Consider the following 12,072-nt stretch of genomic DNA (forward strand, 5'->3'; position numbering starts at 1 on the left):
GTACGCCGGCGTCGCGCGCGAACCCCGGTTCGCCCCGGGTTACCGTCGACAGGTGCCCTCCCCCGCCGTCCCAGAGTACGCCGACCTCGCCCCGCTCCTGCTCGATCCCGAGCGTCTGGTGCGGGCGGTCGCCGGTGGCGCCCTGCGCGGGTCCGAGCCGCCGGCCTACCACCGGGTCGAGCTGCGCTACGTCGACCTCAAGGCCGGCCGCCGGCTGCAGGTGCAGCGCTTCGACGCGACGCAGGCGCACACCAGCAACCACGACGCCGAGGCCGCGACCGGCGAGGTCGAGGGCCTGCTGAGCCAGGCGTACGGCCACTGGCACGTCGAGACCACCGGCGGCGACCACGCGGTCCGGGTCAACAAGAAGGGACGCGCGGTCGTGCAGCGATCAAGGGCCGCGACCGCCACTGTCGACCGCAGCCACGACCGCGCCAAGCGGCGCTGGCTCGCCGAGGACGACCCGGTGTTCGCCGCGCTCGGCATCGCCACCGCCGACGGCACGATCAAACCGTCGCGCCGCGACAAGTTCACCCAGGTGCAGGACTTCCTCGCCACGCTCGAGCCGGTGCTCGACGCCGCCGTGGCCGCCGCGGGCGACGGCCCGCTGCGGGTGGTCGACCTCGGCTGCGGCAACGCCTACCTCACCTTCGCGGCCTACCGATATCTGCACGAGGTGCGCGGTCTCGACGTGCACGTCACCGGCGTCGACAGCAAGGCGCAGTCGCGCGAGCACAACTCGCTCGTCGCCGAGAACCTCGGCGCCGCAACGGATCTCACGTTCGTCCAGGGGATGATCGGCGAGACCGAGCTGGACCAGGAGCCACACCTGGTGATGGCGCTGCACGCGTGCGACACCGCGACCGACGACGCCCTCGCCCAGGCGGTGCGGTGGGCGGCGCCCGTGGTCGTGGCGGCGCCGTGCTGCCACCACGACCTGCAGCGCCAGCTCGACGCGCAGACGGTCCCCGGGCCGTACGCCCTGCTCACCCGGCACGGCATCCTGCGCGAGCGGATGGCCGACGTGCTCACCGACGGGCTGCGCGCGGCGCTGCTGCGGCAGCAGGGGTACCGCACCGAGGTCATCGAGTTCGTCGACAGCAAGCACACCCCGCGCAACGCGATCATCCGCGCGGTGCGCACCGGCTCGACCGCCACCGCGGACGACCGGCAGGCGTACGCCGACCTGTGCCGGCAGTGGGGCGTCACCCCTCGCCTGGAGTCCGCGCTCGGTCCGCTCAGCTCCCCTGACGAGTGCCGTGAGCTGCGCGGTCACCCTCGGCTGCGTCAGCAGCGGCACGCCGTGCTCGCTCCCCGGGACGACGAGCACGCTCGCGCGCGGAAGCGCCGCGGCATCGGCCCGCACCTCCGACTCGGGCACGTCGGGGTCCTGCGCCGCCACCACCGACAGCACCGGCTGGCGCACCTTCGGCAGATAGCCCGCGAGCGCCGTCGGGTCGCCCCGGTTCCACACCTTCGCGCAGCTCAGCACGCCCACGGCGTCGATGTCCGCGGACGAGGCCGCCTCGATCAGTCCCAGGCACCCGCCGCGGGACCCGCCGATCACGACGACACGATCGGCGCCCTGCGCCCTGGCCCCGGCCACGACGCCGCGCAGCTCTCGCTGCCGGTCGGCGAGCGGACCGTCCGGCGTCGCGTAGTCGTACGCCACGACGGTGGTGCCGTCCTCGACCAGGGTCTTGGCGTAGTCGGCCCAGTCGCAGGCGGTCCCGTCGGCCGTGTTGACGAAGACCACGGCGGTGGCGCCCCGGCCGGTCACGGTGGCGTTGGTGCCGTGCGCGCCCGGGAGCGACCGGCCGCCGGGCAGGCAGCCCAGGGCCGGCGCAGAGGTCGACGGGGAAGTAGGCGGGCCTGTCGCCGGGGACGACGCGGCGGTCGCCGGCTCGGAGGCCGACCCCGCGGCGGGGCGGTCGTCACCCGACCCGCAGGCCGCGAGGCCGCCCGCCACGACCGTCGCCAGGGCGACCCGACCGAGGAACCGTGCTGCTGCGAAGGAGTCCATCCCTCAGCATGGCCCAGCTCGGCCCATATGACTAGAGTGACATAGAGGCTGTGCTAGAGCGCCGAGTCGAGCGCCTTCCAGTCGATGCCGGCCGGTGCCCGGTCGACGATGGTCTGCAGCAGCCCGAGCCGCGCGGCCCGCACCTGCTCGTCGGGGTCCATCACCAGCACGTCGTCGAAGAACGTCGTGAGCGGCGCGACCAGCCGGTGCGCGTCGGGCAGCCACGCCGGGAGCCCGTCGCGGGCGTGGTCGGGCAGCTCCTCGACGTAGACCGCGAGGGCGTCCTCGGCGTCGGAGGCCAGCAGCGCCCGGTCGTACGTCGGCGCGGTCTCCGCGGGCACGATGCGGGTGATCCGCTGCACGGCCTCGACGGTCGGCGCCAGCTGCGGGTCGCCGGCCAGCTGCTGGATGTCGCGCAGCGCCTGCTCGGCGGTGCCGGGAGCCTCGGCGAGCGCCTGCACGGCGTTGACGAGCCCCACGGGCACGCCCTCGTCGCGCAGCGCCTGCCCGAACCGGCCGACCACGAACTCCGTTGCGCTCTCGACGGATTCGTCGCTGACGTCGACGCCCTGCTGCTTGAGGCGGTCGGCGGCGGCGGTCAGTCCGCGCTCGACGGTGATCGACGCCAGCGCCGGCTGCGCACGCAGGATGTTGACGACGCCCAGCGCCGCCCGCCGCAGGGCGAACGGGTCGGACGACCCGGTGGGCTTGGCGCCGATCGCGAACATCGCGGCCAGCAGGTCGAAGCGGTCGGCGAGCGCCAGGAGCGCGCCCGGCGTGGAGTCAGGCAGGGCGTCGCCGGTCGAGCGGGGCAGCTCCATCTGCCACAGCGCTTCGGCCACGGCGGCGGGTTCGCCTGCGCGAGAGGCATATTCGCGGGCCATCGTGCCGGCGAGCGACGACAGCTCGACCACCATCTGCGACGACAGGTCGAACTTCGCGAGCTCCCCGCGCGTGCCAGGGTCGACCGCTCGTCGGCATCCAGATCGACGTCGGCGGCGAGCGCGGTGGCCACGTCGCGGATGCGGTCGGCCCGATCGGCCATCGACCCGATGCGGTCCTCGAAGGTCAGCTTGGAGATGCCCGACCGCAGGTCGGCGAGCGGCACCTTGAGGTCGCTGTCGAAGAAGAACGCGGCGTCCTCGTAACGCGCGCGCAGCACCGACTCGTTGCCGGCGCGCACCAGGTCCTCGTCGACCTCGCCGTTGGTCATGGTGACGAAGTGCGGCATGAGCGCGCCGGACTCGTCGCGCACCGGGAGGTATCGCTGGTGCTTGCGCATCACGGTCGTGAGGATCTGCTCGGGCAGCTCGAGGTACTTCGGGCCGAACGACCCGAGGATGCCGCGCGGCTCCTCGACGAGGTTGGTGATCTCGTCGACCAGCGCCGCCTCGGCCTCGACGTCGACGGTGCCGCCGACGCCGCGGGCCAGCTCGGTGGCCTGCTCGACGACCAGCTCGCGGCGCTTCGCCGGGTCGAGCACCAGCCCGTGCGTCTCGAGGGTGTTGCGCAGACCGGCCGCGTCGTCGACGCGGACCAGCGGCGTGGCGTCGGTGCGCCGCACGTACGTCGTCCGCCCCGCGCGCAGACCCGACACCTGCGCGGGCACGACCGTCTCGCCCCACAGCGCCACCAGCCACCGGATCGGGCGGCTGTAGCTCAGCTGCGGGTCGCTCCACCGCATGTTCTTGTCGGCGCGCAGCGACCCGACGACGTCGGCGACCAGCGCCGACATCACCTCGAGCACGTCGCGTCCCTGCTCGCTGATGCGCACGGCGACGTGCTCGACCCCGTCGAACTCGGCCCGCTCCAGATCTTCGACGGCGACCTTCTGCCCGCGGGCGAAGCCCTCGCCGGCCTTGGTCGGGTTGCCCTCGCTGTCGTACGCCGCGCTCACCTTCGGGCCCTTGCGCAGCGTCTCCGCGTCGGGCTCGCGCGCCGACAGCCCCGCGACGGTCGCGACGATCCGCCGCGGCGTGCCGACGACCTCGATCGCGCCGTGCGTGAGGCGGGTGGCGGCCAGCCCGTCGGTGAGCGCCTGGCGCACCTGGTCGATGGCCTGCCCGACGACGTGCGGCGGCAGCTCCTCGACGCCGATCTCGAGCGCGAAGTCCTGCGCGTCGGTGGGCAGCGAGGCGGCCTCGGGCGCCTCGGGCTCCTCCGGCCGCGGCGGCATGACGGCCGACCCGACCTGGATCTGGCCGAGGTCGGCCTTGAGCAGCGGGAAGTCCAGCTCCTCGCGCCGCTCGACCCACAGCTGCCCGACCTCGCGGGCCAGCCGGCGCATGAGCGAGAACGACTTGGCCCGCTCGGTCGTGGACACCGCGCCGCGTGCGTCGAGCACGTTGAACGCGTGCGAGCTCTTCAGCACGTACGTCCACGCCGGCACGGGCAGCCGGGCGTCGATCAGCCGCTGGGCCTCGGTCGTGTAGTGCTCGAACAGGTCCTGGTTGGCACCGATGTCGGCGTCGTCGAGGTAGTAGCGCGACATCTCGTACTCGCTCTGCCCGAACACCTCGCCGTAGGTGAGGCCGGGGGCGTACTGCATGTCCTTGAAGTGGCTGACGCCCTGCTGGGCCATCATGATCCGCTCGATGCCGTAGGTGAGCTCGACGCTCACCGGGTCGAGGTTCTGCCCGCCCACCTGCTGGAAGTAGGTGAACTGGGTGACCTCCATGCCGTCGAGCCAGACCTCCCAGCCGAGCCCCCAGGCGCCGATCGCCGGCTGCTGCCAGTTGTCCTCGACGAAGCGCACGTCGTGCGCGCGGATGTCGATGCCGAGCGCCTCGAGCGACTCCAGGTAGAGCTCCTGCGGGTTGCCCGGGTCGGGCTTGAGGATCACCTGGAACTGCGTGTGCGTCTGCAGTCGGTTCGGGTTCTCGCCGTATCGGCTGTCGTCGGGTCGCACCGACGGCTCGACGTACGCCACCCGCCAGGGCTCGGGGCCCAGCACCCGCATGACGGTGGCCGGGTTCATCGTGCCGGCGCCCACCTCGGTGTTGAACGGCTGCACGACCATGCAGCCGCGGTCGGTCCAGAACTTCTGCAGGCGGATGAGGGCGTCTTGCACTGTCAGCACGCGTGCAGGCTATCGGGCTGACGGACTAGTGCAGCCGCCGCTCCCACACCCGCAGGTAGCCCTCCGGGCGGTATCCCAGCTCGGTGTTCACCGCGAGCATGTGCCGGTTGTCGTCGGCGTTCCAGGTGCGCACCCGGGTCACCTGCGGCAGCGCCTGCTGCAGCTCCAGGGCCGCGGCCGCCTTGACCCGCAACCCCAGCCGGTTGCCCCTCGCCTCGCGCAGCACGAGCGTGTCGTGCTGGTAGGCCAGGGTCGGCTCGTGCCCGGGCACCTGCAGCACCGTGAACGCGACCAGCCCGCCGGTCGACCCGTCGCGCGCGACGGCGGTCAGCGAGCGCCGGCCGGCGTCGGCCGCCCAGCGGTAGTTGCGCTCGACGCGGGCGACGTCCCAGACCTCCTCCTCGAAGCTGGTCTCCCCGAGCGGGGCGTCGGTGCTCATCCGCTGCTCCAGCACCGCGAGGTCGGCCAGCCACTCCTGCGGCGGCAGGTCCCACGCCGTCTCGACGGTGAAGGCGGCGGCGTCCTCGACCCCGTCCCCACCGGCGTACGCCCGGAGCAGCTCGGCGTCCGCGGGCAGCGGCATCGCGCTGCGCACCGTCGTCTGCGCGTCGACGAATCCCCTTGGCGCAGCGAAGAACTGGCCGGACTCGTCCTGCGCCCCGGCGACCCATTCGGTGTCGGCCTGCACGACCGTACGGCCTGCCGCCCGTGCCGACGCGAGCGCGTCGTCGAGCAGCATCGACCCGATGCCCTCGCGCCGCCGTTCCGGCCGCACCGTGAGCATCAGGAAGGCCAGCGACAGGTTGTCCTGCGACGGCATCGCGAGCGCGGTCATCCCGACGACGTCGCCGCCGTCGAGCGCGACACGGTCGACGAAGCGATAGCCCGGCACGGCGCGCTTGCCCCGCAGCTCGGCCTCGGTCCACCCGCTGTGCTCGTCGCCGAAGACCGCCCGGGAGGCCGCGGTGTGCGCCCCCACCAGGCCCGTCAGCAGCCGGCGCTGCTCGGGGTCCTCGGACAGGGCGTCGACCGGCACGATCTGTACGTCAGGCATGCCGGCACCCTGGCACCCGACCCGCTGCCGCGGCCAACGACTTTTCCCGGCGCCGCGACGCCGCCACGATGGGGCCATGCCCGAGCAGCAGCCGCCCCTTCCACCCCGGACGACACCGGTCTGGTCGGCGGGCGCCGCGAGACCGCGAACGAGCGGCTCGACCGCAACTGGATCGAGCTGCTGCAGGAGCTGCGGGTCGCCCAGACCGGCGTGCAGATCCTGATGGGCTTCCTGCTGATCGTGCCGTTCCAGTCCCGCTTCGCCGACCTCGACGACCTCACCCGGGTGGCCTACATCCTGGCCGTCAGCTTCGCCGGGCTCACCGTGGCGCTGCTCATCGCGCCGGTCAGCGCCCACCGGATGCTGTTCCGCCGCCGCGAGAAGGACGTGCTGGTCGACGCCGGCGACCGGGTCGCCAAGCTCGGCCTCGGGACCCTGGCGGTCACCATCGTGCTGGTGATCTTCCTGGTGTTCAGCGTGGTGCTGGGCCAGACCGCCGCCTGGGTCGCCGCGGTCGTGGCCGCCGCGACCTTCGCCGGCACCTGGGTGCTGTTCCCGTTCTTCGCCGCCCGCGCCGCCCGCCGACGGCGCGCGACGAGCTGAGCTCGACGAATCTCGCCGAAACCCGGACGACGCCCGCGAGGCCGGGATAGGATTCGCCCCGTCGGACAGGGGGTCCGACCTCTCACCCCAAGGAAAATCATGCGTCGCTTCGTCGCTGCGCTGGCTGCTGCCTGCGCGCTCACCGTCTCCGTCTCGGCCAACTCCACGGCCGAGGCGGCTCTCCCGCCGGTCAAGTTCGGCACCTTCGTGGCCGACCCGGCCGGCGCCGACCTCCCGATCAGCACCACCAAGCTGAACGCGGAGTTCATCCGGCTGACCAACACCACGACCCGGTCGATCGTCATGACCGGCTACACCGTGCGCGACAACGGCGACGCACACATCTACCGGTTCCCCAGCGGCTACACGATCGGCTCCAAGCGCACCGTGACCCTGCACACCGGCACGGGCCGCAACACCAGCACCGACCTCTACTGGGGCCGCACCTCGCAGTACGTCTGGAACAACACCGGCGACACGGCTCGGCTGCTCAGCCCGACCGGCCGCCTGGTGCACAGCTGCACCTACACCCAGGTCGCCAGCGGCACGAAGTACTGCTGAGCGCGACGGGGCCACAGCTCCCCTCCGCGACCCGCCGCCCGGGAAGGATCCCGGGCGGCGGGTCGTTGGACCAGACATGATCTTCGGACTCGGCCGCAGCACGCAGATGGTGTCCCCCGACGAGGCCCTCCCGGGTCGTCCCGACCCGCTGCCCGGCATCCCCGACACGCACGAGGTGCTCGGCACGTCCATGCACGGACCGTGGCCCGACGGCACCGAGGTGATGTACGTCGCGATGGGCTGCTTCTGGGGTGCCGAGCGCATCTTCTGGCAGCAGCCGGGCGTGGTCACCACCGCCGCCGGCTACATGGGCGGCTACACGCCCAACCCGACGTACGAGGAGACCTGCACCGGTCGCACCGGCCACACCGAGGCCGTGCTCGTGGCGTACGACCCGAGCCGGACCGACGCCGAGACGCTGCTCAAGGCGTTCTGGGAGAACCACGACCCCACCACCGCCAACCGGCAGGGCAACGACGTCGGCACGCAGTACCGCTCGGCGATCTACTGGACCACCCCCGGCCAGCAGGCGGCGGCCGAGGCGACGCGCGAGGCGTTCCAGCAGGTGCTCACCGACCACGGCCACGGGGAGATCTCGACCGAGCTGCGCCCGGCGAGCGAGGCGGGCGAGTTCTTCTACGCCGAGGACTACCACCAGCAGTACCTCCACAAGAACCCCGGCGGCTACTGCAACCACGGCCCCAACGGCCTGACCTGCCCCACCGGTCTGGTGCGCCAGGACGAGCTGCCCAGCCAGCAGTCCGTCCGCCCCGCCGACTGACCCTGCAGGTGCGACTCTGATCCGTCGCACCCGCGGGGCCGTGCGCACCCGCCCGGACCCGCGCGTACGCCGGCTCAGCCCTGCGAGATCGCGCGCACCACGTCGCCGGTCTGCTCGGCGCTCAGCTCGCGGGCGACGTCGGCCTGGCTGATCACGCCGACCAGCTCCTCGCCGTCGAGCACGGGGAGGCGGCGCACCTGGTTGTCCGACAGCGCCTGCATGACCGCCTGGGCGTCGTCGTCGGCCGACACGGTGACCACGGTGCTGCTGGCGACGTCGGCCACCCGCGCGTCGTCGGGGTTGGCGCCCTCGGCGACGCTCTTGACCACGATGTCGCGGTCGGTGACGACGCCGACCACCTTGCCGTTGTCGTCCTTCACCGGCATCGAGCCGACGTTGCTGGTCTTCAGCGCCTGCGCGGCGACGGTGAGCGAGTCGCTCTCCTGCAGGAACTCGGCGGGGCTGGTCATGAGGTCACGAGCGGTTGCCATCTGAACTCTCCAGACTGCCGGCCGTGGACCCGGATGGGGTCGCGGGGCGACCGGCCCTAGGCACGGTAGTGGCGCAGACCACCAGGCGCCACGGTCCCAACCTACGGTCGAGAAGGCGATGATGGAGGGATGAACAGCGCCCCCGGCCGGCGGGGCCGACGACGCGCGGCGCGCGCCCTCGGCGCCGGGTTGGTCGCCGCCCTGCTCGCGTCGTGCGGTCTGGTCGACGGCGACCGCAGCGGCAGCTCCACGCCGACCGACCCCAACGCCTACCGCATGGAGCCCGCGTGCGGCCCGGCACCCGCCGAGTTCCCGGTGAGCGCCGAGATCGTCAACCGCGTGGTCTCCAGCAACTCGACGCTGCCCGCGTGGGAGGCCGGCGACATCGGCGCGAGCGCCCGCCTCTCCGACAACCGGCTGGTGTGGGTGTTCGGCGACACCGTGCGCGGCGACGACTACATCCCCAAGATCGTCGCGAACTCGATGCTGCTGTCCTCGGGTCTGTGCCTCTCGCAGGTGATGACGCGGTTCGACCAGCCGATCATCCCCGACGTGTCCGAGAAGGTCGTCCACTGGCCGATGTCGGTCGCGCGGCTGGACCCCGCGAAGATCAAGGACCCCGCGGTGCCGCCCGGCACCAGCGACATCCTCGTGGTCTTCACCGGCCGCATCGAGCGCGGCACCCAGAACGCCCTGGACTTCCGCTACCTCGGCTTCTCCGCCACGATCTTCACGGTCCGGCGCGGCGAGGCGCCGCAGCGGGTGCTGACGCTGGAGATCACCCCCGACCGCACCAACCAGGACCAGATCCACTGGGGAGCGGCCGCGATGGTCGACCAGGGCTGGTACTACGTCTACGGCAGCCGCCTCCCGAAGGGTTCGTTCGGCCGCGAGCTGTACGTCGGTCGCGCCCCCGTGGCCCGCCCGGCCGTGCGCTCGGGCTGGCAGTTCTGGGACGGCAAGCGCTGGCAGTCCGACCTCGAGAAGGCCCGGCCGGTGCTCCCGGCCAGCGAGGGCGTGTCGCAGACGCTGTCGGTCAGCCGCACCCACGGGCAGTACGTCGTCGTCTCCAAGAAGGACGGCGACCTCGGCGACTTCGTCTACACCTGGTCCTCCCGCTCCCCCACCGGCCCGTGGCGCGGGCGCAAGGGCGTCAAGGCGCCGTACGGCGTCAACCAGGACGAGCTGCAGTACGCCCCGCTCGGCCACCCGGAGATCCCGCTGGAGTCGGGCAAGCTGCTGGTGTCGATCTCGCGCAACACGACCGACCTGACCAAGCTGCTGCGCGAGCCCGAGCAGGTCGGCCGCCCGGTCTTCACCGAGATCGAGATCCCGCCGCTGTGACCGCCCACCCCAAGGGCGGGGAAGCCCGGGCCGCGCGGCTGAGCGCCGCCCCGGCGCGCTAGTTTGCAAGAGCCCCGCACCGTCTCGTCCGCCCCCTGGAGGGAGAGCATGTCCACCCGCCGGCTGCAGCTGGGCTGCACCTTCCGCTACTCCGCGACCAACCCCACCGCCGCGATCTTCCAGGTGAAGGCGGCCGGCTCCCCGCGCATCACGGTGAGCGAGGAGTCGTTCGCGTGGGACGGCGAGGCCCCGCTGCACCACTACGCCGACCTGTTCGACAACCCGTGCACCCGCACGACGCTGCCGACGGGAGTGTCGACGCTGACGTACTCCGCGGTGGCGCAGGTGCCCGACGAGCTGGACGAGATCGACGAGAACGCCGAGGAGGTCCCGCCGGCGCTGCTGCCCGACGACGTGCTCGTCTACACCCTCGCCAGCCGCTTCTGCCAGCCCGACATCCTGGGCCAGCAGGCCTGGCGCCGGTTCGGCGGGATGAAGCCCGGCTGGGGCCGGGTGCAGGCGGTGGTCGACTTCGTGCACCAGCACCTGGCGTACACCACCGGCTCGACCAACGCGACGGCCACCTCGGTCGACACCTTCGCGACCGGGCTCGGCGTCTGCCGCGACTTCGCGCACCTGTCGATCACGATGCTGCGCGCGCTCAACATCCCGGCGCGCTACGTGCACGGCTACCTGCCCGTGCTCGACGGCGCCCCGCAGCCGCCGGTCATGGACTTCCACGCCTGGACCCAGGTGTGGCTCGACGGGCGCTGGTGGGACGTCGACGCCCGGTGGAACCGCCGGTTCAAGGGCCGCACGGTCATCGGGCAGGGTCGCGACGCGGCCGACGTGGCGATGGTGACGACGTACGGCGCTCCCTGGCTGCAGCTGATGACGGTCACCTGCCACGAGCTCCCGGACGACGCCGGCCAGGCAAACTGAGCCTTCCCAAACTGGACTGAGGCCAGCCTAGCCACGCTATCGCGGCGGGAATCGCGTGGTTACAGTCCTTCGTATGAAGCTCGCACCCTCTCTCGAAACGGCATTCAACGCGCAGATCACCCTCGAGTTCGAGGCGTCGATGGTCTATCGGCAGCTGGCGATCGAGATGGAGATCCGCGACCTCCCCGGCATGGCCGCGTGGCTGCGCCACCAGGCCGACGAGGAGATCGTCCACGCCAACAAGTTCATCAACCACCTGGCCGACCGCGACAACCACCCGGCCATCGGCCAGATCAACGCGCCGTCGGTCGAGGCGACCACGCCCCTGCAGGTGTTCGAGGCGGCGTACGCCCACGAGCAGAAGGTCTCCCAGGCCATCCGCGACCTCTACCTCGCGGCCGAGAAGGAGAGCGACCTCGACTCGCGCCCGCTGCTCAACTGGTTCCTGGAGGAGCAGGTCGAGGAGGAGGCCACGGTCAGCGAGATCGTCGCCCACCTCGAGCTGATCAAGGACGACGGCCCCGGCCTGCTGCGCCTCGACGAGGAGCTCGGCAACCGCCCGACCAGCACCACCGAGACCGGCGAAGCGTGAGCACCGACGTCGCCCGGGAGGTCCTCACCTGGGACGCCTTCGGGCAGGCCTCGCGCGACCTGGCGCAGGAGGTCGTCGACGACGGCTTCCGCCCCGACCTGATCCTCGGGATCGCGCGCGGCGGCCTCCTCCCGGCCGGCACGATCAGCTACGCGCTCGGCATCAAGAACCTGCACGTCATCAACGTCGAGTTCTACACCGGCGTCAACGAGCGGCTCGAGATGCCGGTCATGCTGCCGCCGGTGCCGCAGGCGGTCGACCTGTCGGCCAAGTCGGTGCTCATCGTCGACGACGTCGCCGACACCGGCGGCACCCTGCAGCTGGTGCGCGACTTCTGCACCGAGCACGTCGCCGACGCGCGCTGCGCGGTGATCTTCGAGAAGGACCGCTCGGCCGTGAAGTGCGAGTACGTCTGGAAGCGCACCAACGACTGGATCGACTTCCCCTGGTCGGACAAGCCGGTGATCACGGCCACCTCCTAGCCACCGGCCGCGCCCCGCACGACGACGGCGGCCCACATCCGACGACGGCGGCACAGAAAACTTCTGTGCCGCCGTCGTGGTTTCTGTGCCGCCGTCGACGATGCCGGGCGGGTGAGCCTG

The 12,072-nt window shown here is 72.1% G+C and carries 11 protein-coding genes and 1 pseudogene; 8 read left to right on the forward strand and 4 right to left on the reverse strand.

All coding sequences use genetic code 11. The features are described 5' to 3' along the window. Positions 1-52: 52 nt before the first annotated feature. Positions 53-2,068: a class I SAM-dependent methyltransferase gene (locus QUE40_RS13730; protein WP_289231326.1), complete on the forward strand. Its 2,016-nt coding sequence runs from the start codon at positions 53-55 to the stop codon at positions 2,066-2,068. Positions 2,069-2,076: 8 nt separating this feature from the next. Here QUE40_RS13730 and QUE40_RS13735 read toward each other — a convergent pair whose 3' ends face one another. The 3 genes and pseudogenes from QUE40_RS13735 to QUE40_RS13745 form a co-directional block, all read right to left on the reverse strand. Beyond that, positions 2,077-2,940 (reverse strand): glycine--tRNA ligase subunit beta, encoded by an 864-nt coding sequence (locus tag QUE40_RS13735; protein ID WP_289231327.1) that lies wholly within the window; start codon positions 2,938-2,940, stop codon positions 2,077-2,079. Positions 2,941-3,029: 89 nt separating this feature from the next. Beyond that, positions 3,030-5,042 (reverse strand): annotated as a pseudogene (gene glyS, locus QUE40_RS13740) (glycine--tRNA ligase subunit beta); the annotation flags it as partial. Between the two features lie 85 nt (positions 5,043-5,127). After that, positions 5,128-6,156, reverse strand: coding sequence for a GNAT family N-acetyltransferase (locus QUE40_RS13745; RefSeq protein WP_142006300.1), 1,029 nt, complete (start codon positions 6,154-6,156; stop codon positions 5,128-5,130). Here QUE40_RS13745 and QUE40_RS13750 point away from each other — a divergent pair. From QUE40_RS13750 to msrA, 3 genes are all read left to right on the forward strand, one after another. Next, entirely contained in the window at positions 6,070-6,759 is a 690-nt protein-coding gene (locus QUE40_RS13750; RefSeq protein ID WP_289231328.1) for a DUF6328 family protein, read from the forward strand. The genes QUE40_RS13745 and QUE40_RS13750 overlap by 87 nt on opposite strands. Before the next feature lie 99 nt (positions 6,760-6,858). Further along, complete coding sequence (locus tag QUE40_RS13755; protein WP_142006304.1) at positions 6,859-7,320, forward strand: lamin tail domain-containing protein; 462 nt, start codon at positions 6,859-6,861, stop codon at positions 7,318-7,320. Positions 7,321-7,396: 76 nt separating this feature from the next. Further along, positions 7,397-8,101 carry a peptide-methionine (S)-S-oxide reductase MsrA gene (gene msrA / locus QUE40_RS13760; protein WP_170206861.1) on the forward strand — a complete coding sequence of 235 codons (705 nt, stop codon included), beginning with the start codon at positions 7,397-7,399 and terminating at the stop codon, positions 8,099-8,101. A 74-nt stretch (positions 8,102-8,175) separates the two neighbouring features. Here the strand turns inward: msrA and QUE40_RS13765 are convergent, their stop codons facing one another. After that, positions 8,176-8,592: a CBS domain-containing protein gene (locus QUE40_RS13765; protein ID WP_142006307.1), complete on the reverse strand. Its 417-nt coding sequence runs from the start codon at positions 8,590-8,592 to the stop codon at positions 8,176-8,178. Positions 8,593-8,721: 129 nt separating this feature from the next. Here QUE40_RS13765 and QUE40_RS13770 point away from each other — a divergent pair, with 129 nt between their 5' ends. From QUE40_RS13770 to QUE40_RS13785, 4 genes are all read left to right on the forward strand, one after another. Further along, positions 8,722-9,936 carry a DUF5005 domain-containing protein gene (locus tag QUE40_RS13770; RefSeq protein WP_142006309.1) on the forward strand — a complete coding sequence of 405 codons (1,215 nt, stop codon included), beginning with the start codon at positions 8,722-8,724 and terminating at the stop codon, positions 9,934-9,936. A 108-nt stretch (positions 9,937-10,044) separates the two neighbouring features. Next, positions 10,045-10,878, forward strand: a complete 834-nt coding sequence (locus QUE40_RS13775; RefSeq protein ID WP_142006310.1) for a transglutaminase-like domain-containing protein — start codon at positions 10,045-10,047, stop codon at positions 10,876-10,878. 73 nt (positions 10,879-10,951) lie between these two features. Beyond that, positions 10,952-11,470: a ferritin gene (locus QUE40_RS13780; RefSeq protein WP_142006313.1), complete on the forward strand. Its 519-nt coding sequence runs from the start codon at positions 10,952-10,954 to the stop codon at positions 11,468-11,470. Next, on the forward strand, positions 11,467-11,952 hold the full coding sequence (locus QUE40_RS13785; protein ID WP_142006315.1) for a phosphoribosyltransferase: 486 nt from the start codon (positions 11,467-11,469) through the stop codon (positions 11,950-11,952). Before QUE40_RS13780 ends, QUE40_RS13785 begins: the two co-directional genes overlap by 4 nt. The last annotated feature ends 120 nt before the right edge of the window (positions 11,953-12,072 follow it).

The sequence above is a fragment of the Barrientosiimonas endolithica genome (assembly GCF_030296655.1).
In the GTDB taxonomy this organism is placed as follows: Bacteria; Actinomycetota; Actinomycetes; order Actinomycetales; family Dermatophilaceae; genus Barrientosiimonas; species Barrientosiimonas humi.